We start from the raw sequence: 23,183 nt of genomic DNA on the forward strand, positions 1-23,183 counted from the left end.
TATTTAAAGTTGTCTTAAAATTTTCTCGTTGGAAAAATCCTTAGAATCTTAGCAACTTACAACCTTAGCATCTTTACTTAATTTTCTTTCGGTTTTGTTAAATAATAAACCGGAATTCCGATTAACATAATTAAAATTCCCCACCCACAGGTTGAAAATTTTGTAATTAATAATGAAATACAAATTGCAGTTGCAATTACGATATATAACATTGGTAAAAACGGATATCCAAAGGCTTTATATGGTCTTTCTGCATCTGGCATTTTTTTACGCAAAATAAAGATTCCGTAGATTGTTAAGATGTAAAAAATCAAAACAATGATGATTACAAAGTCTAATAAATCTCCATATTTCCCTGTTAAACACAAAGCCGAAGCCCAGATACATTGCGCCCATAACGCCCATTCAGGAACGCTTGCTTCATTAAGAACTGCTGCTTTTTTAAAGAATAAACCATCATTTGCCATCGTATAATATACTCTTGCGCCCGCCATGATTAATCCGTTGTTGCAGGCAAAAGTCGAAATCATAATCATAATTGCAATAATCAACGTTCCAATATTTCCAAAAATATATTGAGAGGCCACTACTGCTACCCTATCAGATTTTGCTGTTGCAATTTCATCTAGTGGAATTACAGCCAAATACATCAAATTTGTTAAAACATAAATAATTGTTACGATAAAAGTTCCAAGAAACAAACTAAAACCAACATTGCGTTTCGGATTCTTAATTTCTCCCGCAATAAAAGTTACTCCGTTCCAGGCATCACTCGAAAACAATGACCCTACCATTGCAGCAGAAATCCCTGTAATCAAAGCCGTACCGCTTATTGGCAACCACGAACCACTTTCGGTATTATAAGAACGTGTTGTCCAGGCATCTGCCCAGTTGGCATCCCATATTGATGATTTTGCTGCAAGCGTTAATCCAAAAACGATTAAGCCTACTAATGATAAAATTTTGATAATCGTAAGAACGGTTTGAAGAATTTTTCCGTTTTTAACACCGCGACTATTAATATAAGTCAATAAAACAATTGTAAAAATCGAAACAATTTGTGCGGCATTCAATTTAAAAGAACCTAATTCAAAAAGTATATTTTCATCACTTAAAGGTTCATAAAGGTAAGCTGCAAATTTTGAAAAAGCCACACCAACGGCAGCAATCGTTCCGGTTTGAATAACCGCAAAAAAGCTCCAGCCGTATAAAAAGGCAATTAATTTGTTGTAAGCTTCTTTTAGATAAACGTATTGTCCGCCTGCTTTAGGGAACATTGCACTTAGTTCTCCATAACTTACAGCAGCAATAATGGTAATTAAGCCTGAAATAAGCCAAATTAGCGTTAGCCATCCCGCAGATCCGACCTGCCTTGCGATATCGGCGCTTACAATAAATATTCCTGAGCCAATCATAGAACCTACTACAAGCATAGTTCCGTCTAGTAATCCTAACTCTCTTTTAAAATTTTCCTGGTTTTCTTCTTGCATTATTTTGTTTTTTGGGTTGGTTAAAGATATACTTTTTTCTGAAATTCTGGATTTTAGTTTTACAGATTTTAGATGCTATAAATATTTTGGGCGTGTCCCTTCGGGTCGGGCTTTCGGCTATATCTTTTGTTCCGTTTCACTTCACAAAAGGATATCGCCTCTATCCCTCACGCAATTTCGTTTTTATAAGAACGTTTTATGCAATAATTTATTTATTTTTTCGATAAAATCTTTATATTCCAATAAGTTACATCTGACTATTAAATAATTTATCAAACACTGAATCAAAATGGAAAAATATAAAAATCTGAAAGGAGATTCCGGAGTTCAATCTTATGAAATAGGTTCTGATTTTATTATTGTTCACTTCAAAAATGATGGAAGTTACTTATACAACTACGACATTCCGGGTTCATCTCATGTAGAACGAATGAAAAAACTGGCCACTAAAGGTAAAGGGCTTAGTACTTATATTAGTACAATTGTAAAAAAGAAATTCGCTGAAAAAATAAATTAGTTATACATTAAACAAAATAGCATGATTTTAAAAAAGATTCAAATTTTGACAGTACTATAACAACCAAAAAAATATTGTTATTTTAATTTGATTTCTTAGAGATAGTTGAATTATCATCACAGAAAAACAGTATAATTAATTAAAAAACAATATGTTATATAAATATTTTTCTTAAAAAACATAAGCTAACAAGAAAAAAAAGCTATTTGTAAAACTGTAATATTTTTTCACTAAATTTGATTTAACAGATGGAATGATGTTAAAATTCAAAAATTTTATTAACATTCGTTTAATAAAATCCAATAATCAGCCCCGGAGATTATTGTTAAAATATTCTTTGCCCAGAATATATTAAAAACTGAAATAAAGTTATTAACCTACAAATCAGAAGCTATGTCTAAATTTCAAGTTTTTAAAAAGTTACGTTTTGCAAATGTTTTCATTCTTCTTTTAATAGTTTTTGCTTGTTGTGCTTTATTAATTTGTATTAACTTTTTCACCATCAAAACATTGTCTGCAACCAGGGCTTATGTAAATGGTGAATCACATTATTCAAAAGGACAAAAAGATGCTTCCCGCCATTTAATAACCTATTTATATACTAAAGACAAAAACCAATGGAAATTATATCTTGAAGAACTAAAAGTTCCGCAAGGCGACGGAACCGCCAGAGTTACACTATTAAAAGCCGGAGATAATGAAATTGCACGCAAAGCATTACTTATTGGCAGAAATCATCAGGAAGATTTAGACGATCTTGTTTGGTTATTTATAAATTTTAAAAAGGTTTCATTTTTAGCAAAAGCTATTCACGAATGGGAACAGGGCGACAAATTAATATTCAAATTATTCATTATAGGAGAACAAATTAATGCTAAAATAAAACATGACATACTAACTACCGCCGACCAACAAAAATTTCTTCAGCAAATTAGTACAATAAGTGACAAACTCACTATTAATGAACGCAACTTTTCGAATACATTAGGCGAAGGAACACGCAAAATAAAAGATTTACTGATTTTTACTAATGTTTTTTTTATTCTGATTATCATTTGCAGCGTCTGTCTTTATTATTCGATAATGGTAAAACGCCTCATTGTTTCTAAAAAAGAAATAGAAGTTAAAAATGAAAATTTAATATTGGTTAATCATGAACTTGATCGTTTTGTTTACAGTGCATCACATGATTTGAGATCTCCTATAACTTCTTTAAAAGGATTAATTAAAATCACCCAGGAAGAAGACAATTTGAATCAAATTAGGGAATATTTGACTTTAATGCATACAAGTCTAGCGAGGCAAGACCAGTTTATTAGTGATATTATTGATTATTCTAAAAATAAGCGAAAGCAAATCATCATGGAACCTGTTAGCTTACAGGAAATATTTGACGAAGCAATCTCACAATTAATGCATTTTGAAAATGCCCGCCAAATTTCGATAACAAAAGAATTATTTGTGGATGAAATCCTAAGTGATGGCTTACGTTTAAAAATTATTATCTCCAATTTACTTTCAAACGCCATTAAATATGCAGACAATACCAAACAGCAAATGTTCATTTCTATTAAAACTTACATTGCTGATGGTTGTAATAAAATTGAAATATCTGACAACGGAATTGGAATTAAAGACGAATTTAAAGACCACATTTTTGAAATGTATTTTGGAACAAACAAAAATAAAGGATCAGGACTGGGGCTATATATTGTAAAAGAGGCCGTTGAAAATATTAGAGGAAATATTCATGTCTTGTCTGAAAACAATATCGGAAGTAAATTTATTGTAACAATCCCTAACTATCATGGATCTTAAACCTGTATTTTTATTAATTGAAGACAACCTGATCGATCAGCTCGTTATCAAACAGCTCATAAAAAAATCTCTTGATAGTGACATAAACATCACTAACAATGGCAGAGAAGGCTTGCAGTGGTTATACAACCACCAGGACTTAAATCAAACTTTAATTATTTTATTGGATATACAAATGCCAATAATGAATGGCTTTGATTTTTTAGAAGAATACGATAAATTAAGCGACGAATTTAAAAAAGAAATTCAGATTTATGTACTTTCATCAACTTTAGATTCTGAAGAAATAAAAAAAATTAAAGAGAATAACTATGTAACTGAGTTTTTAAATAAACCTTTTCCAATTGAGGATTTCAAAAAGAAACTGCATTTTAATTAATTTCTCTATTATTGCAAAACTCTGTTTACTTGTGAAAAAGCTCGTTGATAATACGGTTCTTTTGTTGACGAAATCATTACACCGCCATGAGTTGAGGAATGAACAAATTTAATTTCACCATCAACAACTTCCACTACCATTCCAACATGATTAATTTGTCTTCTTCCATTTGTTTTAAAGAAAATCAAATCACCTTTTTGGGCTTCATCAGTAGTAACTTTCATTCCAATTCGGGATTGCTCTATTGAACTTCGTGGCAATTTAATATCAAAAGTACTAAAAGTCGAAATCATTAAACCTGAACAATCAAAACCTGCTTTTGTAGTTCCGCCTGATCGATATCGCGTTCCGATATTCTCTGTAGCGTTTACAATTAATTGATCGACTAATTCAGAATGATTACTCACTTTTATAATTGTACTTGTTGAATCAGTCTGAATTGTCGGAGGTGTATTTTCTGCAATTTGCGTTTCTGATGATGTCGCTATTGTCTCTTTTATTTCTTGTGGAGAAACCGAAGCTGCTGCAGCATCTGCTTTTACCTTTGAAGTTCTAATTTTCAAAACATAACCAACCGGTAATTTCCCTTTAATAAATGGATTTTGTCTTTCTAATTCAGCTACTGTTAATCCATATCTTTTTGCAATTGCATATTTAGTTTCTTTTGGCTGAACTTCTACAACCACTTCAACATCTCTTACAATTTTAAGATCATCAACTGGTTTTTCTGGAACTGCAACTGAATTGGATGGAATAATAATTTGTTGCCCAATTTTTAAACCTTCTGTCTCTAGAAGCGGATTGGATTTTTTTAAATCTTCGACCGAAATATTGTATTTTTTGGATATCCCCCACAGCGTTTCTTTAGCCAAAACCTCGTGTGTTCCAGAAGCATTATTATTTACAGCAACTTCATTTGTTGTTGCTGCAATAGTTTGATTTGTATTTGGAATTAGCAAAACCGAGTTTAGCTTTAAAATTTTAGGTGCATTAGGATTTGCATCTATAATAGCTTTAGGTTTTACTCCGTACTTTTTTGCAATTGTAGTGATATTATCACCTTTAGAAATAGTGTGTTTAATGTATTTCTCTTGTGAAAAAACACTAAAACTTAAAAACAACATTATGACGACTAACTTAAAATTCATTTCTTGGGGGGAATTTTTTTTAAATTTTGTAGTTCATTTTATAAACTCAAAAAAAGAACGATTCTTTTACTAATAAGGCGAATTTAACATTTTTATGTAAAAAAAGTATCTTTTTTAACAACTTATTAAGTTCAAATTAACAAAATTCACCGGATTTAAAAGTAATAAACTCAAAATCATTACATTAAACAAAACATATAAACTTCGTTATTAAATCAAAAAATATAAGTTTTATCCTGCAAATATAATCTTTTTTTTATAATACTATATTACAGCTTACCTGAAATAAAAAACGCCCTGTTTTCACAAGGCGTTTTTTAGTATAAATAAATCTTGCCGATTAAGCTTTTCCGGCAGCAATTAAATTTAATGCTGAACCTGCAACGAACCAGCCAATCTGACCTGCATTGTAAGTATGGTTTGCCAAAATAATATCTGTAGAACCATCTGTATGAAGAAACTCTAATGTTAACGGTTTTCCGGGAGCGAACTCAGTTAAATCAGTAAAGTTAATTGTATCATTTTCCTGAATTTTATCGTAATCTGCTTCATTAGCAAAAGTTAATCCTAAAAGCCCTTGTTTTTTAAGGTTTGTTTCATGAATACGTGCAAATGATTTTACTAATACTGCTTTAACACCTAAGAAACGTGGCTCCATAGCAGCATGCTCACGAGAAGAACCTTCACCATAATTGTGATCTCCCACAACAATTGATGGAACTCCGGCAGCTTTGTATGCACGAGCGACGGCAGGAACTGCATCATACTCTCCTGTTAATTGGTTTCTAACAGAATTTGTTTTTTGGTTAAATGCATTTACAGCACCAATCAACATATTGTTAGAAATATTATCTAAGTGCCCACGGAAACGCAACCATGGTCCAGCCATAGAGATATGATCGGTAGTACATTTTCCGAATGCTTTGATTAACAATTTAGCACCTGTAATATTTTTACCATCCCAGGCATCAAACGGGGCTAATAATTGCAAACGTTCTGATGTTGGATCTACCACAACCTGAACACCTGAACCATCTTCAGCAGGAGCCTGAAATCCAGGATCTTCGGCATCAAAACCTCTTGGAGGCAATTCGTCTCCTGTTGGCGCTTCAAGCATTACTTCTTCTCCATCTTCATTGATTAAAGTATCTGTTAATGGATTGAAACCTAAATCACCAGCAATAGCCATAGCGGTTACCAATTCAGGAGAACCCACGAAAGCTAAAGTATTTGGATTACCATCTGCACGCTTTGAGAAGTTACGGTTAAAAGAGTGAACGATGGTATTTCTTTCTTCTTTCTCTGCCCCATCTCTGTCCCACATACCAATACATGGTCCGCAGGCGTTAGCAAAAACGGTAGCGCCAATTTTTTCGAAAGTATCTATAAACCCATCTCTTTCAATTGTATAACGAACTACTTCAGAACCTGGAGTAATAGTAAACTCAGATTTAGTTTTTAAGTTTTTAGCACTTACTTGTCTTGCCAAAGAAGCGGCACGAGCAATATCTTCATAAGAAGAGTTTGTACAAGAACCAATCAAACCAACCTGAATTTGCAATGGCCAGTTATTTTTGATTGCTTCTTCTTTCATTTTAGAAATTGGAGTTGCCAAATCCGGTGTAAAAGGACCGTTTAAATGTGGCTCTAATTCTGATAAATTGATTTCAATTAACTGATCAAAATATTGTTCCGGGTTAGCATAAACTGCCGGGTCTCCTGTTAAGTAAGAAGCTACTTTATCTGCAGCATCTGCAACATCAGCTCTACCTGTAGAACGAAGGTAACGACCCATAGAATCATCATAACCAAAAGTTGAAGTTGTAGCTCCAATTTCAGCCCCCATATTACAAATAGTACCTTTTCCTGTACAAGACATAGAAGTTGCACCTTCACCAAAATATTCAACGATTGCACCAGTACCACCTTTTACAGTAAGTATACCAGCCACTTTAAGAATAACATCTTTTGGAGCAGTCCATCCTGATAATTTACCAGTTAGTTTTACTCCAATTAATTTAGGAAATTTTAATTCCCAAGCCATACCAGACATAACATCTACGGCATCAGCACCACCAACACCAATTGCCACCATTCCTAAACCACCTGCATTTACAGTATGAGAATCGGTACCAATCATCATTCCGCCCGGGAAAGCATAATTTTCAAGTACTACCTGGTGAATAATTCCAGCTCCTGGTTTCCAGAAACCTATTCCGTATTTATTAGAAACTGACGATAAGAAATCGAAAACTTCGTTACTTTGTGTTTTTGCTCTGGCCAAATCGGTTGCAGCATCCACTTTTGCCTGAATTAAGTGATCACAGTGAACTGTTGTAGGAACAGCAACTGTTTTCTTTCCGGCATGCATAAATTGTAATAATGCCATTTGAGCTGTTGCGTCCTGACATGCAACACGGTCCGGTGCAAAATCAACATAATCAACACCTCTTCCAAACGCCTTCGTTGGATTTCCATCCCAAAGGTGATTGTACAAAATTTTCTCCGTTAAAGTAAGTGGACGACCAACAATCTCGCGTGCTTTATCAACACGACCAGGCATGTTCTCATACACTTTTTTTATCATTTCAATATCAAAAGCCATAAGTTATAATTGTTTTGTTTTTTTTATTTTGAACACGACAAGGTACAAAAAATAGAGGAGCCAGAAAAGAAAAAGCCCGAGTTTATCACTCGGGCTTTTTATATATAATGATTATAACTAATCGTATTATTACATCACTAGCTGCTTGCTAGAAGGCGCAAACTTAGTCAAACTAATACCTTCTACTGCAGATGTATATTCATCCATTGTAGGCGTTCTACCAAGAATTGTAGACAAAACTACTACTGGTGTTGAAGAAAGCAATGATTCTCCTTTTTTACCCTCAGTATCTTCTACTACTCTTCCCTGGAACAAACGTGTAGAAGTTGCCATTACAGTATCTCCTTTTGCCGCTTTTTCCTGGTTACCCATACAAAGATTACATCCTGGACGTTCTAAGTATAACATGTTTTCGTATTCTGTACGCGCAGCACCTTTAGGAGCATTATCATCAAATTCGAAACCTGAGTATTTTTGTAAAACTTCCCAGTCTCCTTCAGCTTTAAGCTCATCTACAATGTTATAAGTTGGCGGAGCAACTACAAGTGGAGCTTTAAACTCAACTTTTCCATGTAAATCTTCTATATTTTTAAGCATTTGAGCAAGGATTTTCATATCTCCCTTGTGAACCATACAAGAACCGATAAAACCAAGATCTACTTTTTTCACTCCTCCATAAAAAGAAAGAGGCCTGATTGTATCATGCGTATATCTTTTAGAAACATCAACATTGTTAACGTCAGGATCTGCAATCATTGGCTCAACGATTTGATCAAGATCAACAACTACTTCAGCATAATACTTAGCATTTGCATCTGGAGTTAAGGCAGGTTTCTCAGCTGATTTAATTTCAGAAATTCTCTTATCAGCTTTATTAATCAATCCCTGAAGAACTTGTTTATGATTATCCATCCCTTTGTCGATCATGATCTGGATTCTTCCTTTTGCAATCTCTAGTGAATCAATCAAAGTATCATCCTCAGAAATACAGATAGAAGCTTTTGCTTTCATTTCTGCAGTCCAGTCTGTAAATGTAAATGCCTGATCAGCAGTAAGAGTACCAAGATGAACTTCAATAATTCTTCCCTGGAATACGTTTTCACCACCAAATTTCTTAAGCATTTGAGATTGTGTTGAATGAACTACATCACGGAAGTCCATATAACCTTTCATCTCTCCAATAAATGTTACTTTTACTGATTCCGGAATTGGCATTGAAGCCTCACCAGTAGCAAGCGCAAGAGCAACTGTTCCTGAGTCAGCACCAAAAGCAACACCTTTTGACATTCTTGTATGAGAGTCACCACCAATAATGATAGCCCACTCGTCTATTGTAATATCGTTTAAAACTTTGTGAATTACATCTGTCATTGAATGATAAATGGCTTTCGGGTCACGTGCTGTAATTAAACCAAAATCATTCATAAATTTCATCAATTTCGGAATATTTGCCTGCGCTTTTTTATCCCATACCGAAGCAGTATGACAACCTGATTGGTAAGCACCATCAACGATTGGCGAAATAACTGTAGCCGCCATAGATTCTAATTCCTGAGCAGTCATAAGACCAGTCGTATCTTGCGAACCTACAATATTAACTTCTACACGAACATCAGAACCAGCGTGTAATACTTTACCCGGAGTGATACCAACAGCATTTCTGTTAAAGATTTTTTCTACTGCTGTAAGACCTTGTCCTTCAATAGAAATTTCTTTTGACGGAGCAAATACAAGAGGAGCTTCAATATCTAAAATTTTTGCCGCTAATGTTTGAAGTTTTTTACCAAATACGATTGCGTAAGATCCGCCAGCTTTAATGAATTCCATTTTTTGAGGCGTGAATGCCTTAGAAATATCAATTAATTCTTTATCGCCGTTATAAAGTTTTTTCGTTTTTGTATTTATTGTTAATACAGTTCCTGTAGCAACAGAGTATGCTTCTTCCAAAACAGGTTCATTATTCTCATTACGAATAACATCTCCATTTGCATCAAGCTTTTTAACCCAGTTTTTAAGATCTAAACCAATACCACCTGTAACATCAACAGTTGTTAGGAAAATTGGAGAAATACCGTTTGTTCCTGCAACGATTGGAGCAATATTAATAAATGGTACATACGGACTTGCTTGTTTACCTGTCCAAAGTGCCACGTTATTTACACCTGACATTCTTGACGAACCAACACCCATTGTACCTTTCTCCGCAATCAACATCACACTTGCATTAGGATACTGCGCTTGTAACATCTTGATTTCGTCTTGTGCCTGAGGAGTAATCATACATTTACCGTGAAGTTCACGATCAGAACGAGAGTGAGCCTGATTACCCGGAGATAATAAATCTGTAGAAATATCTCCTTCGCCAGCGATATAGGTAACTACTTTAATTTCTTCCACTACTTCTGGTAATGAAGTAAAAAACTCTGCTTTTGCATAGCTTTCCAGAATTTCTCTGGCAATTGGATTTTCACTTTTAAATGCTTCTTTTAAACGGTCTGTGTCTGCCTCATAAAGGTAAACTTGTGTTTTAAGAACATTTGCAGCCTCTTTTGCAATAGCAGCATCATTACCAAGCGCTAAATCAAGTAAAACCTCAATTGAAGGTCCACCTTTCATGTGTGATAATAACTCAAAAGCAAAAGCAGGTGTTATTTCTTTTACTACGGATTCACCAAGAATGATTTCTTTTAGAAATTTAGCTTTCAGACCAGCTGCGCTCGTCGTTCCCGGTACAACATTATAAATAAAGAACTTAAGAGAATCTTCTCTGTATTCATTATTCAAATCTTTAATTTGTTCAATGATTTCGCTTAATAATTCAGCACCATCAATTGGTTTCGGGTGAAGCCCTTGACCTTTTCTTTCTTCAATTTCTTGGATGTAATCCTGATAAATGTTCATGGTAGAGGTATTTCTAGGTATTTTTATTTTTTTGTTCGCAAATTTAGCTATTAAAGCCGAGAATTAAAAAAAATATAACAGAAGTCGCCTTTTCAAAAATTATTATTGTTAAAAAACGATTTTGACCGCTTGTTAATGCGAAAATATTAATTTTGAAATAAAAAAATGAATTATTGATATTTTAAAATCTTTTCTTTAACAAAGTCGGAATTTGTTGTTATAAACAAAGTCTGTTTTGAGCCTGTTTTAAGCAAAGAATCTTTCTAAATTAGAATTTACATCGTTATAGTTGACATTAAATTCACTTTTTCGATGATTTTAAAATAGAATTTTATCGAAGTTTTATTAAAGATTATTTTACGATATAAATTTCCAAATCAAACAAAAAAAAGCCTAACAATTTAATGTTAGGCTTTTCGCAAACTTTATTAGTTTTATAATAATTTCTGAATAATAATTTCTTCCGTTATTCCTTCAGCGTCAGCTTTGTAATTTTTAATAATTCTGTGGCGTAAAATACCAATTGCAACTGCTTTTACATCTTCGATATCAGGTGAAAATTTCCCGTTAAAAGCGGCATGTGCTTTTGCTGCCAAAATTAAATTTTGAGACGCTCGTGGCCCAGCTCCCCAATCTAAATAATTCTTAACAAAATCATTTGTCAGCTTATTATCCGGACGTGTTTTACTTACCAGTGTAATCGCATACATCTTACAAGAATGAATTAATTTAAAAGGTCGACCGAAAAGCAATAAAAACTACAAATTATGAATTACAAAAAAAGATGCAATTTTAAAATTGCATCTTTTTTAAAGACTTAAAAATTACCAGCAAGCACGACAAGAATTATTACAATCACCGTCACATGATGTCATTGGGCTTTGTTTATGAGTATAAGTGTCTTCTTCTATTTTCCCTCCATTAATTTTTTCCAAATTTAATTTAGTGACTACTTCTTTGTTTAAAGTCAACTCATCGATTGATTTTTTCTTTTTCATAATTTGTTATAGTTTATAATTAATAAGATTCAAATATATAGAATAATTTATTTATCTTTCTATATTTGTAATAAAAAATTGCATAATAAATTACAATTTAACAAACCTAATATTATTTAATCAGTAAAACAAAAGCATGACAAGTCTAGTAGAAACAAATCTAAAAAAAAAACTAAACGAAATATACGAAATACTTAAAACTAATAATAACACCGAGAATTTAGGAGTATTGACAGGACTCTCAGGAATATCACTTTTCTTCTTTCATTATTCAAGGCTAAATAACGACGATAATGCTTCTGAAATTGGCATCGAATTGATTGAAAGTTGCTTTAATAAAATAAACAATGGATATAATTATCCAACTTATTGTAGCGGAATAGCAGGTTTTGGATGGTTTTTAGAGCATTTATGGGAAGAAGATTTTCTTGATTTCAACAATGATAAATTATTAATTGATTTAGAAGATTATCTTCTTATTAAGATGAACTATGACTTACAAAATAATAATCATGATTTTTTACATGGGGGTATCGGTTATGGATATTATTTTTTAAAGCGTTATAAAAATACCAAATCAGAAGACTTGAAGCACAAGTATAGAGAGAATATCCTAAAAATAATACATTATTTTAATGAAAAATCAGAAAAAGAACACAATATGATAAAGTGGAGTTCTGAACTTAACTCTGAAAAGAAAAACATAGGTTACAATTTAAGTCTTTGTCATGGTATACCAAGTATTATTAATTTTCTATCTAGACTACATGAATATGAAGATTTCAAACCACATGTAAGAAGTATGATAGAAACGGGAGTAAATTACATCCTCAGTTGTAAGAATAAGAGCGAAACCTCAACTTCAATATTCCCTAACATTCAAACAAATAATAATAATAATAATAATAATAATAATAATAATAAGATTACAAACAGCAGACTCGCCTGGTGTTATGGTGATTTAGGTATTGGAATAACATTATGGCAAGCTGCAAAAACTTTAAATGACGAACCTTTATTAAAAACATCAATTGAAATACTAATACATTCATCACACAGAATTGACCTTGAAGATAACTTAGTTAATGATGCAGGATTATGCCATGGAGCTTTCGGAATAGCATTAATTTTTAACAGGATATTTAAAAATACTAACAATGAAATATTTTACAAAACTTCTCTTTTTTGGTGTAATGAAGGTTTAAAAATGGCTTCCCATAAAGATGGATACGCAGGATACAAAAAATACTTGAGCGAAAAAAATATATGGGAAAAAGAAATTTCCTTATTGGAAGGAATTGCTGGAATTGGATTAGTTATTATAGAAATTTTGAATCCATCAAATTCGAAATGGGATGAATGTTTAATGTTAAGCTAATAAATAATGAATAATAATAATAATAATAATAATATACCCTATAAGCATTTTGAAAATTACATCCTTAGGACTCCATTACTACCCTTGAATTTTTATAAAAGCACAACTAATTCTCAAGAAATCCAAAAAGATACATTTATAAATTTATTAAAAAACCCAGCAATTAATGAATCAATATATTTAGCATCCCCTGAATTCTATAATGAAATTGAAAAATGGATAAATGGAACTTTAAATGAAAGTCAAGAAATTAAGATTAAACATTCAGTTCTAAAGTACATTTCCAGACTATCGTCAAGGTGCACCCCCTTTGGCTTATTTGCTGGCTGTTGTTTAGGGACAATTTCCAAGGAGACAAATATTGTTTTAAAAAAATATGATCAGAATTTAAGACATACAAGATTTGATATGAATTTTTTAGTTGCTTTATCTCAAAACATTGCAAATCTTGAAAGCATTAAATCTCAACTTCAATTCTCTCCAAATAAAACAATTTATCATGCAGGAAAAAACATTAGATATATAGAGTACTTTTATATAAAAGGAAAACGAAATCACCAAATCGTATCCCTTTACAACTCTCAATATATATCGAAAATATTACACTTTTGCAAAGATGGTTCACTTATAAAAGATATTATATCCGAAATTGTCTCAGAAAAAATAGATCTAGATTCCGCAACCGAATTTGTAAATGACTTAATTAAAAATCAAATTTTAGTCAGTAATTTAGAACCATCTGTTACTGGAATAGAATTTTATGATCAGATTATACAAATATTAAAACATTTAAACAACACTGAGGATCTAATAATAGCCTTAAACAGAATAAAACTATTAATTAGTGATCTTGATACTATTATTGGAAATCCGATAATAAAATATAAAGAAATAATCCAATTAGTTGAAAATTTAGGCACAGAATTCGACTCAAAATATTTGTTCCAGACAGATATGATATTGAACTACACAGACAACTCTCTTAATGAAAAAATAGTAGAACAAGTAAAAAAAGGAATTTCGGTTTTAAATAAATTAAACGCAAAATCTGAAAATAAAAACTTAATAGAATTTAAAAAATCATTTTTAGAACGCTATGAAGGCAGAGAAATATCATTGCCAAATGTTCTTGATACTGAAATTGGAATTGGATATGAACAAACAAATAATGAGGGCGACCTAAACCCTTTAATAGACGATCTTAATCCAGACGACAAAAACAAAGAAAACACTCAATACTTCACCTCAACATATAATCGTTTCTTCCATCAAAAAATTATGGATGCATATATAAATGACGACTATATTCTCAAAATAAATGAAAATGAATTAAATAAGATTGAAAATAAATGGGACCATCTGCCTGACACAATGTCCACAATAATAGAGTTAGTAAATATTGATGGCCAAGAAAAAATAAAATTCAGTAGTATTGGCGGTTCAAGCGCAGCAAATTTACTATCAAGATTTTGCCACGCTGATATAAATATACACCAATATGTAAAAAAGATAGTTGAAGTTGAAAAAAAAATAAATAATACTAAAATTTTAGCTGAAATTGTACATCTTCCCGAATCAAGAGTTGGAAACATTCTTATGAGACCAAATTTTAGAGATTATGAAATACCATATTTAGGAAATTCAACTTTAGATAAAGAATTTCAGATACAAATAAATGATCTATATGTATCTATAAAAAATAATAAAATAATTTTAAGATCAAAAAAGCACGATAAAGAAGTCATACCAAGACTTACAAATGCTCATAATTACTCTTCGTTATCCCTTCCTATTTATCATTTTTTATGTGACTTACAAACTAGTGAAAGAACTAATAGCATAAATTTTAACTTAGGAAGTATCTCAAATGAATATAATTTTATTCCAAGAATTGAATTTGAAAATATCATATTTCAAGAAGCAACATGGAATATTAGTTCTAATGACATGAAAAATATTTTTAAACATTTTGAAAATGATAAAAATTTATTAAATGAAATTAAAGAGTTCCAAAAGAAAAGAAAAATACCTAACCTAGTTTTACTAGTAGAAAGGGATAATCAATTATTAATTGATTTAACTAATTTAACATCTTTAAGAATGTTCTTAGAAATAATAAAACCTCGAAATGATTTTAAAATAATTGAATTCTTATTTAATGAAGAAACTAAAGTTAAAAACATTAACGAAGAATATTATACAAATGAAATTATTTTATCCTTTTATAACGTCAAAGAATAAACATGGTAACAAAAATAAAAACACAACGAAGTTTTATAATAGGCGATCAATGGTTATATTATAAAATATACACTGGATTTAAAACATCTGATGTTATTTTAACAGAAATCATTAAACCTATTACAACTGAACTACTCAAAAACAACCTGATTGATAAGTGGTTTTACATACGATATTCAGACCCTAAAAACCATCTTAGAATTCGCTTTCATTGTTCAGAAAACAAGAATATCTTTGAAGTTATTAATAAATTAAACCCCTATTTAAAGGAATATTTGATGTCTGATTTGATTTGGAACATACAAATCGACACATATCAACGAGAAATTGAACGATATGGTGAAAATACGATAGAATTATCTGAAGAATTATTCTTTCATGATAGCAATATGATTATAGAATTTATTGACTTGATTGAGGGAGAAGAAGGCGAAGAAATAAGATGGCTATTCTGTTTAAAAGCTATTAATAAATTTTTAGATGATTTTAGATATTCAAACCGAGAGAAATTAAATCTTTTAGAAAATCTAAAAATTGGTTATGCCAACGAATTTGATTTGACAAAAGTTCAAAGAATTCAAGTGAATAGTAAATATAGAAATAACCGAAAAATCATAGAAGATTTTATGCTTTACACAATCAAAGACAACGAAAAATATATTGAAATTGAAGATCTATTAAATACCAAAAGTGATTTCACAGCCAACATTATAAAAAAGATAATAGATATCAACAAAAATGAAACATTAAATTTAAACAGTTTTGTAAGCAGTCACATACATATGCTAACCAACAGACTTTTCAAGTCAAAAGGTAGATTAAATGAAATGGTAATTTATGATTTTTTATATAGATACATCGATTCAATAGAAGCCAGAAACAAACAAAGAATATGAAATCTTTTTAGACAACTTAATCGCAATTGCATACAGAAACAAAAAAAAGCCTAACAATTTAATGTTAGGCTTTTCGCAAACTTTATTAGTTTTATAATAATTTCTGAATAATAATTTCTTCCGTTATTCCTTCAGCATCAGCTTTGTAATTTTTAATAATTCTGTGGCGTAAAATACCAATTGCAACTGCTTTTACATCTTCAATATCAGGTGAAAATTTACCATTAAAAGCAGCATGTGCTTTTGCTGCTAAAATTAAATTTTGAGACGCTCGTGGCCCAGCTCCCCAATCCAAATAATTTTTAACAAAATCATTTGTCAGCTTATTATCCGGACGTGTTTTACTTACTAATGATACAGCATATTCAATAACATTATCTGCCACAGGAATTCTACGGATTAAATGTTGAAAATCGATAATTTCCTGTGCTGTAAACAATGGATTTATAGTTGTTTTAGCATCAGAAGTTGTACGTTTTACGACTTGCACTTCTTCTTCAAAACTAGGATATTCTAATTTTATAGCAAACATAAAACGGTCTAACTGGGCTTCCGGCAACGGGTAAGTTCCTTCTTGCTCAATTGGGTTTTGAGTGGCTAATACAAAATAAGGCAAATCTAATTTATGGTTTTCACCAGCGATTGTTACAGAACGTTCCTGCATCGCTTCAAGTAATGCTGCTTGCGTTTTTGGTGGCGTTCTATTAATCTCATCAGCCAGGATAATATTAGAAAAAACAGGTCCTTTTATAAATTTAAACCTTCTGTTTTCATCTAAAATTTCACTTCCCAAAATATCAGATGGCATTAAATCCGGTGTAAATTGAATCCTTTTAAAATCTAAACCTAATGCCTGAGACAAAGTATTTATTAATAATGTTTTTGCTAATCCCGGTACACCTATCAAAAGAGCATGTCCTCCCGAAAATATACAAAGTAAAATTTGATCTACAACGGCGTCCTGCCCTACAATTATTTTTGCTATTTCGGTTTTTAATTCGTTACGTTTTTGAACTAAATTATGAATTGCTGTTACGTCAGACATTTATGAATATATTTAAAATTAAAAAGAGCTAGTGCTATGAAATCATAAAACTAACTCTTTTTATTTATTTAATAAAAATTATTTTTTCAACCAATTATTTGTAAAAGTACAATCTCTGTATTCTCCAATAATTTTGATATAGGTATCTTTTATTTTTTCGTCAAACCATTTAGCAATGGCATTGATTTGTTTTTCTTTTAATGCTAATTCTTTAATTTTAGTATAATCTTTAGCATAATCTGCTGTATGTTCTTCGATTCTGTTGGTAACAGTAATTAACTTATAGGTCTTTTTACCTTTTTCATCTGTGTTTAAAAGTGGCTGAGAAATTTCAGCATCTTTTAAATTAGAAACCTGACTATATAATGTCGGATCCATTTTAGTCAATTCAAAACGTGTGTCTTGTGTATTAGGATTCACTAAAGTACCTCCATTTGCTCTTGTTTCTTTTTCATCAGATTCTGTTCTGGCTGCATCAGCAAAAGAAATTTCCTTACTTTCAATCTTTTTTCTAATGTTTATGATTCTTTCTTTAGCTTCTTTCAAAGCATCTTCAGAAACAGTTGGCGCTATTAAAATATGACGTAATTCAACTTCCTGCCCTTTTATTTTATCCACCATAATAATATGATATCCATAAATCGTCTTAAAAGGTTCCGAAATTTCTCCTTCTGCCAAACTAAAAGCAACATCCTTAAACTCTTTTACAAAAGGAGTTTTTCTGGTCATTTTATAAAACCCTCCATTTGGTGATGATGATGGATCCTGCGAATACAGCACTGCTTTGGTAGCAAAACTAGATCCATCTAATACATCTTTTCTAATACCATTTAATCGGTCAATAACCTTTTGCTCGTCTTCTTTTGAAACTTTTGGTTCTACAACAATTTGTGCCACTTCCATTTCAGCTCCAAAAGTTGGTAAATCCTCTTTTGGTATTTTTTTAAAGAAATTACGAACTTCTTCTGGTGTAATCTCAACAGCATCAATAATCTTTTTCTGCATTTCAGAAGCTAACTTTTGTTCTTTTAAGATATCCGCAAAATAAGTTTTGAATTCTTCTACAGAGTTTTTCTTATAATAAGCTACAACTTTGTTGATGTCTCCAACTTGCTGCATCATGTAGTTTAAACGCTCTTCCATCATACTTCTTACTTCAGCATCACTTACAATAATACTATCCTGAATAGCCTGATGTGCATATAATTTATCCTCTAAAAGTTTACCAAGCATTTGGCATCTTGTAATATCTTTTGTAGAACCTCCCTGACTGGTAATTTCTAAATATCCTTTATCAATATCAGAATCTAAAACAATATAATCTCCAACAGTTGCAATAATACCGTCAATTTTTTGCTTCTGCCCAGAAGGAACTTCAACTGGTTTTTCTGCTACAACATCCGGAATAATTTCCTGTGCTGAAATAAATGAGTTGAAAAAAAGTAAAAAACATATTGTTAACCCAAATTTGTAATCAATTGTTTTTAGCTGAATTTTTTTTAATAACATTATTTTAAATTTAATTTGAATGCTTTAGACTTTATTTAAACTACCAATTCATTTATTTGTCTTTCAAAAATTTATTCTGAAACATTAAATAATTAACTTCTAGTTTCTTCTAACTTATAACGAACAAAAATAACAATTCAATTACATAATACAACTATCAGCAATACTATTAACAAAAAATTATGGGATAGTTGGTAAATCCAATTAATAAGAAGTTGTTTATCAGCAGAAATACTTCAAAATAAAACCTCCAAATAATAAAGTTCATATTGATATAATTGCATTTTATTTTATGAAGGAATGTTGAAAATTTTACATCTTAAATTAAAAGTTTTCAACACTACAACGTTTTCGTAATATAAATATTTTCCTATAATTTACAACATCATAATATTTACATACTTTAGATACGTAATTAGGATTTTATACATGCTGAAATTAAGAATAATTTACTTTTAGTATAGATATGCCATACAATTACAACTTTATAAATCTAACCTTAACCAAATCATTATTATGAAAAAACCTTTTGTAAAATTTTATTGCTTTGTTGCAATTACTGCATTGTTTTGCGCTTGTTCTGACAATGAAACATCTGAAAATGGCGTAAGTACAGCGAGTAAAGAATTCAAAATCATCAATGTAACACATCATGACGGAAAACCTTTTAGCACAGGAGAAACCCAATCATCACTAACAGGCAAATATGTTGATAATCCTGGTGGAGGTGTTATGATGCAGGCCTTTTATTGGGATGTTCCAGCGGGCGGAAACTGGTGGAATACTGTTACTACTAAATTAACAGACTGGTCTAATGCCGGAATTGGATCTGTATGGCTTCCTCCGGCCTCAAAGGCACAAAACGGCGCATTTTCTATGGGATATGATCCAACGGACTATTTTGATTTTGGAGATTACAACCAAAATGGAACAACAGAAACCAGATTTGGCTCTAAAACCGAATTGGTAACTTTAATCACAAAAGCACATACTGAAAACATGAAAGTATATGCTGACATCGTAATCAATCACAATAGCGGTGGCCAATCTGAAGCAAATCCGTTTACAGGAACCAATACTTGGACTAATTTCAATGGAATTTCATCAGGAAAATTCAAACGTACTTATACTAATTTCTATAAAAATAGTTACGGAAATAATGACGAAGGCTCTTTTGGAGGCTTTCCAGATTTATGTCATGCTGATCCGTATGTTCAGGATTGGTTATGGAAAAGAGCTGACGGAGTTGGTAAATATTATAAAAACACCATGAAATTTGATGGCTGGAGATTTGACTACGTTAAAGGTTTTGGTTCTTGGGTTGTTAGAGACTGGAATGCAAATGTAGGTGGGTTTTCTGTAGGTGAATTATGGGATTCTAATGTAAACATATTAAATGACTGGGCGAATAATGCTAATAGTTCTGTATTTGATTTTGCTTGCTACTACAAAATGAATGATGCTTTTGATGGAAATAATCTGGCCCTTTTAAATGACGATATGATGTGGAAAAGAAATCCATACAAAGCGGTAACTTTTGTAACCAATCATGATACGGATGAAATTTCGAATAAATTATTGGCGTATTCTTATATTTTAACGCATGAAGGATATCCAACAATTTTCTATAGAGATTATGAGGAATGGCTGGATAAGAGCAAATTAAACAATCTGATCTGGATTCATAATAACAAAGCAACAGGAACAACTTCTATTCTATATTCTGATAATGATGAATATGTTGCCAGACGAAATGGATATAATGGAAATCCGGGATTAGTAGTTTATATCAACAATTCATCGTCCTGGCAAGAAAGATGGGTTGAAACCAATTGGGCAAATACTCAAATTAAAGATTTTACCGGAAACTCAACATGGTATCCAACTACGCAGTCAGACAAATGGGTAAAAATACAATGTCCTCCAAAAGGATATTCAGTTTGGTCAATTAATCAGTAATTTAAAATGACTAATGTAAGGCTGTTTTTATAACAGCCTTATATTTTTTCTTAAGAAAGACTTCCCAAATTAAGAAGTGAATATTTTTATTAAGCGGTAATTAATAGTACTTTTGCAACCTATTTATACAAAATATGAGCTTTTTAAAAGAAATACAACGCAGAAGAACATTTGGAATTATATCGCATCCCGATGCCGGTAAAACGACTTTAACTGAGAAATTATTGTTGTTTGGAGGGGCAATTCAGGAAGCTGGTGCTGTAAAAAATAATAAAATTAAAAAAGGAGCAACAAGTGACTTTATGGAAATCGAACGCCAAAGAGGGATTTCGGTTTCAACATCTGTACTTGCTTTTAATTATAAAGACAAAAAAATTAACATTCTTGATACTCCGGGACACAAGGATTTTGCAGAAGATACTTTTAGAACCCTAACTGCTGTTGATAGCGTTATTGTTGTAATTGACGTTGCAAAAGGGGTCGAGGAACAAACGGAGAAATTAGTTGCCGTTTGTAGAATGCGTAATATTCCGATGATTGTTTTCATCAATAAATTAGACCGTGAAGGTAAAGATGCTTTTGACTTAATGGATGAAGTGGAACAAAAATTGGGATTAAAAGTTACACCTTTAAGTTTCCCTATCGGAATGGGTTATGATTTTCAGGGAATTTATAATTTATGGGAAGAAAACATCAATCTTTTTAGCGGTGACAGCCGTAAAAACATAGAAGAAACTATCGCTTTCTCTGATGTTCAAAACAACCCTGAGTTAGATAAAATCGTTGGTCAAAAAGCAGCTGACAAACTTCGTGAAGAATTAGAATTAATCGATGAAGTTTATCCAAAATTTGAGCGTCAGGATTATTTAGATGGAAAAATTCAGCCCGTATTTTTTGGTTCAGCCCTAAATAATTTTGGAGTGCGCGAATTGTTGGATTGTTTCGTAACAATTGCCCCTTCTCCAAGACCAAAAGATTCTGAAACTCGTTTGGTTGATCCAAAAGAAGAAAAAATGACAGGTTTTGTATTTAAAATCCATGCTAATATGGATCCAAAACACAGAGACCGTTTGGCTTTTATTAAAATTGTTTCGGGAACTTTCGAAAGAAATAAACCTTACTACCACGTTCGTCAAAAGAAAAATTTAAAATTTTCGAGTCCGAATGCTTTCTTCGCTGAGAAAAAAGAAATTGTAGACATTTCTTATCCAGGTGATATTGTAGGTTTGCATGATACAGGAAACTTTAAAATTGGAGATACTTTGACAGAAGGCGAAATCATGAGTTTTAAAGGAATTCCAAGTTTCTCTCCTGAACACTTTAGATATATCAACAACGCTGATCCAATGAAAGCCAAGCAATTGGACAAAGGGGTTGATCAGTTAATGGATGAAGGTGTCGCGCAGTTATTTACTTTGGAAATGAACAATCGTAAGGTTATTGGTACGGTTGGAGCACTTCAATATGAGGTAATCCAATATCGTTTAGAGCATGAATATGGCGCGAAATGCACATATGAAAACTTTCCTGTACATAAAGCTTGTTGGGTAAAACCTGACGATGCTAAAAATGATGAGTTTAAAGAATTTAAACGTATCAAACAAAAATTCTTAGCACATGATAAATACGGTCAATTGGTATTTTTAGCTGATTCTGATTTTACAATTCAAATGACTCAAAATAAATATCCAACTGTAAAATTATTTTTCACTTCAGAGTTTGATTAATCTTTCAGTTTAAAACATACTATAAAAAAAGCGCTAATTTAAATATTAGCGCTTTTTTTTAATCTGAATTAAATCAACCTTACTAAGTCATTATATTCTAAAGTTAAACCCCTTACTCTATTAAGAATATCTAAATTAAACTAATAGAATCGTATCAGGAAATTTAGTCGATAAAGTGAAATAAAAAACGGACAAACTACAATATTCTGTATTTTGATTTTAACAAAAAAAAGCCCCATTACTGGGGCTTTTTATATTATGCTTGTCCCGCAGGACCAAAATTAAGCGGTATCGGTGCTTGTTCAGTGTCTTTGATCTCGCCGTGAGCTACTTCAAAACGATGAATATTTTCACCAATTGCTTTTAATAATCTTTTAGCATGTTGTGGTGTCAAGACAATCCTTGACTTTACCTTGGCTTTAGGAATACCTGGCATAATGCTCACAAAATCTAAAACAAACTCTGATGATGAGTGATTTATAATCGCAAGATTAGAATAAATTCCTTCTGCGATAGCTTCGTCTAACTCGATGTTAATTTGCTCTTGTTGTTGTTTCGGATTACTCATAGTT

General features: G+C 31.6%; 16 protein-coding genes and 1 pseudogene. 8 read left to right on the forward strand and 9 right to left on the reverse strand.

What is annotated here, in order from left to right; translation table 11 throughout:
• Positions 1-77: 77 nt before the first annotated feature.
• A complete protein-coding gene (locus SD960_RS21455) occupies positions 78-1,490 on the reverse strand; it encodes an APC family permease (protein WP_318805911.1) in 1,413 nt (470 codons plus the stop codon).
• A gap of 289 nt (positions 1,491-1,779) precedes the next feature.
• Here SD960_RS21455 and SD960_RS21460 point away from each other — a divergent pair, with 289 nt between their 5' ends.
• The 3 genes from SD960_RS21460 to SD960_RS21470 all read left to right on the forward strand — a co-directional run bounded on the left by SD960_RS21460 (position 1,780) and on the right by SD960_RS21470 (position 4,204).
• The gene (locus SD960_RS21460; RefSeq protein WP_318805912.1) at positions 1,780-2,007 is read left to right on the forward strand and encodes a hypothetical protein; all 228 of its coding nucleotides are present in this window, start codon (positions 1,780-1,782) and stop codon (positions 2,005-2,007) included.
• Positions 2,008-2,400: 393 nt separating this feature from the next.
• Complete coding sequence (locus SD960_RS21465) at positions 2,401-3,825, forward strand: HAMP domain-containing sensor histidine kinase (RefSeq protein WP_318805913.1); 1,425 nt, start codon at positions 2,401-2,403, stop codon at positions 3,823-3,825.
• Positions 3,815-4,204: a response regulator gene (locus SD960_RS21470; RefSeq protein ID WP_318805914.1), complete on the forward strand. Its 390-nt coding sequence runs from the start codon at positions 3,815-3,817 to the stop codon at positions 4,202-4,204. The genes SD960_RS21465 and SD960_RS21470 overlap by 11 nt, the downstream gene beginning before the upstream one ends.
• 8 nt (positions 4,205-4,212) lie before the next feature.
• Here the strand turns inward: SD960_RS21470 and SD960_RS21475 are convergent, their stop codons facing one another.
• The 5 genes and pseudogenes from SD960_RS21475 to SD960_RS21495 all read right to left on the reverse strand — a co-directional run bounded on the left by SD960_RS21475 (position 4,213) and on the right by SD960_RS21495 (position 11,856).
• Positions 4,213-5,352 (reverse strand): NlpC/P60 family protein, encoded by a 1,140-nt coding sequence (locus SD960_RS21475; RefSeq protein ID WP_318805915.1) that lies wholly within the window; start codon positions 5,350-5,352, stop codon positions 4,213-4,215.
• Positions 5,353-5,692: 340 nt separating this feature from the next.
• Complete coding sequence (locus tag SD960_RS21480) at positions 5,693-7,957, reverse strand: aconitate hydratase (protein WP_318805916.1); 2,265 nt, start codon at positions 7,955-7,957, stop codon at positions 5,693-5,695.
• 129 nt (positions 7,958-8,086) lie between these two features.
• On the reverse strand, positions 8,087-10,858 hold the full coding sequence (locus SD960_RS21485) for a bifunctional aconitate hydratase 2/2-methylisocitrate dehydratase (RefSeq protein WP_318805917.1): 2,772 nt from the start codon (positions 10,856-10,858) through the stop codon (positions 8,087-8,089).
• Positions 10,859-11,292: 434 nt separating this feature from the next.
• Positions 11,293-11,565 (reverse strand): annotated as a pseudogene (locus tag SD960_RS21490) (AAA family ATPase); the annotation flags it as partial.
• A 117-nt stretch (positions 11,566-11,682) separates the two neighbouring features.
• A complete protein-coding gene (locus tag SD960_RS21495) occupies positions 11,683-11,856 on the reverse strand; it encodes a class I lanthipeptide (RefSeq protein WP_318805918.1) in 174 nt (57 codons plus the stop codon).
• A 136-nt stretch (positions 11,857-11,992) separates the two neighbouring features.
• On the opposite strand from SD960_RS21495, the gene SD960_RS21500 reads away from it, so the two are divergent.
• Genes SD960_RS21500 through SD960_RS21510 form a run of 3 tightly spaced genes read left to right on the forward strand, consistent with a single transcriptional unit; the run spans position 11,993 to position 16,371 of the window.
• Entirely contained in the window at positions 11,993-13,234 is a 1,242-nt protein-coding gene (locus tag SD960_RS21500; protein ID WP_318805919.1) for a lanthionine synthetase C family protein, read from the forward strand.
• Positions 13,235-13,240: 6 nt separating this feature from the next.
• Positions 13,241-15,475 carry a lantibiotic dehydratase family protein gene (locus SD960_RS21505; protein ID WP_318805920.1) on the forward strand — a complete coding sequence of 745 codons (2,235 nt, stop codon included), beginning with the start codon at positions 13,241-13,243 and terminating at the stop codon, positions 15,473-15,475.
• A 2-nt stretch (positions 15,476-15,477) separates the two neighbouring features.
• Entirely contained in the window at positions 15,478-16,371 is an 894-nt protein-coding gene (locus tag SD960_RS21510; protein ID WP_318805921.1) for a thiopeptide-type bacteriocin biosynthesis protein, read from the forward strand.
• A gap of 91 nt (positions 16,372-16,462) precedes the next feature.
• On the opposite strand, the gene SD960_RS21515 is transcribed toward SD960_RS21510, so the two are convergent.
• Both SD960_RS21515 and SD960_RS21520 read right to left on the reverse strand, forming a co-directional pair.
• The gene (locus SD960_RS21515) at positions 16,463-17,416 is read right to left on the reverse strand and encodes a MoxR family ATPase (protein ID WP_318805922.1); all 954 of its coding nucleotides are present in this window, start codon (positions 17,414-17,416) and stop codon (positions 16,463-16,465) included.
• Between the two features lie 78 nt (positions 17,417-17,494).
• A complete protein-coding gene (locus SD960_RS21520; protein WP_318805923.1) occupies positions 17,495-18,925 on the reverse strand; it encodes a peptidylprolyl isomerase in 1,431 nt (476 codons plus the stop codon).
• Between the two features lie 516 nt (positions 18,926-19,441).
• On the opposite strand from SD960_RS21520, the gene SD960_RS21525 reads away from it, so the two are divergent.
• A complete protein-coding gene (locus tag SD960_RS21525; protein WP_318805924.1) occupies positions 19,442-20,884 on the forward strand; it encodes an alpha-amylase in 1,443 nt (480 codons plus the stop codon).
• 134 nt (positions 20,885-21,018) lie between these two features.
• The gene (locus SD960_RS21530) at positions 21,019-22,611 is read left to right on the forward strand and encodes a peptide chain release factor 3 (RefSeq protein ID WP_073397291.1); all 1,593 of its coding nucleotides are present in this window, start codon (positions 21,019-21,021) and stop codon (positions 22,609-22,611) included.
• Positions 22,612-22,867: 256 nt separating this feature from the next.
• Here the strand turns inward: SD960_RS21530 and SD960_RS21535 are convergent, their stop codons facing one another.
• Positions 22,868-23,179: a DUF3467 domain-containing protein gene (locus SD960_RS21535; RefSeq protein WP_318805925.1), complete on the reverse strand. Its 312-nt coding sequence runs from the start codon at positions 23,177-23,179 to the stop codon at positions 22,868-22,870.
• Between the last annotated feature and the right edge of the window lie 4 nt (positions 23,180-23,183).

It is taken from the genome of Flavobacterium sp. MMLR14_040 (assembly GCF_033657265.1).
Taxonomy (GTDB): domain Bacteria; phylum Bacteroidota; class Bacteroidia; order Flavobacteriales; family Flavobacteriaceae; genus Flavobacterium.

What these genes read in the sequence shown, in the direction of transcription:
- SD960_RS21500 (WP_318805919.1), top strand. Translation starts at nt 11,993, where the DNA reads ATGACAAGTCTAGTAGAAACAAATCTAAAAAAAAAACTAAACGAAATA.
- SD960_RS21505 (WP_318805920.1), top strand. Translation starts at nt 13,241, where the DNA reads ATGAATAATAATAATAATAATAATAATATACCCTATAAGCATTTTGAA.
- SD960_RS21455 (WP_318805911.1), bottom strand. Translation starts at nt 1,490, where the DNA reads ATGCAAGAAGAAAACCAGGAAAATTTTAAAAGAGAGTTAGGATTACTA.
- SD960_RS21530 (WP_073397291.1), top strand. Translation starts at nt 21,019, where the DNA reads ATGAGCTTTTTAAAAGAAATACAACGCAGAAGAACATTTGGAATTATA.
- SD960_RS21470 (WP_318805914.1), top strand. Translation starts at nt 3,815, where the DNA reads ATGGATCTTAAACCTGTATTTTTATTAATTGAAGACAACCTGATCGAT.
- SD960_RS21525 (WP_318805924.1), top strand. Translation starts at nt 19,442, where the DNA reads ATGAAAAAACCTTTTGTAAAATTTTATTGCTTTGTTGCAATTACTGCA.
- SD960_RS21475 (WP_318805915.1), bottom strand. Translation starts at nt 5,352, where the DNA reads ATGAATTTTAAGTTAGTCGTCATAATGTTGTTTTTAAGTTTTAGTGTT.
- SD960_RS21520 (WP_318805923.1), bottom strand. Translation starts at nt 18,925, where the DNA reads ATGTTATTAAAAAAAATTCAGCTAAAAACAATTGATTACAAATTTGGG.
- SD960_RS21460 (WP_318805912.1), top strand. Translation starts at nt 1,780, where the DNA reads ATGGAAAAATATAAAAATCTGAAAGGAGATTCCGGAGTTCAATCTTAT.
- SD960_RS21510 (WP_318805921.1), top strand. Translation starts at nt 15,478, where the DNA reads ATGGTAACAAAAATAAAAACACAACGAAGTTTTATAATAGGCGATCAA.
- SD960_RS21465 (WP_318805913.1), top strand. Translation starts at nt 2,401, where the DNA reads ATGTCTAAATTTCAAGTTTTTAAAAAGTTACGTTTTGCAAATGTTTTC.
- SD960_RS21515 (WP_318805922.1), bottom strand. Translation starts at nt 17,416, where the DNA reads ATGTCTGACGTAACAGCAATTCATAATTTAGTTCAAAAACGTAACGAA.
- SD960_RS21480 (WP_318805916.1), bottom strand. Translation starts at nt 7,957, where the DNA reads ATGGCTTTTGATATTGAAATGATAAAAAAAGTGTATGAGAACATGCCT.
- SD960_RS21495 (WP_318805918.1), bottom strand. Translation starts at nt 11,856, where the DNA reads ATGAAAAAGAAAAAATCAATCGATGAGTTGACTTTAAACAAAGAAGTA.
- SD960_RS21535 (WP_318805925.1), bottom strand. Translation starts at nt 23,179, where the DNA reads ATGAGTAATCCGAAACAACAACAAGAGCAAATTAACATCGAGTTAGAC.
- SD960_RS21485 (WP_318805917.1), bottom strand. Translation starts at nt 10,858, where the DNA reads ATGAACATTTATCAGGATTACATCCAAGAAATTGAAGAAAGAAAAGGT.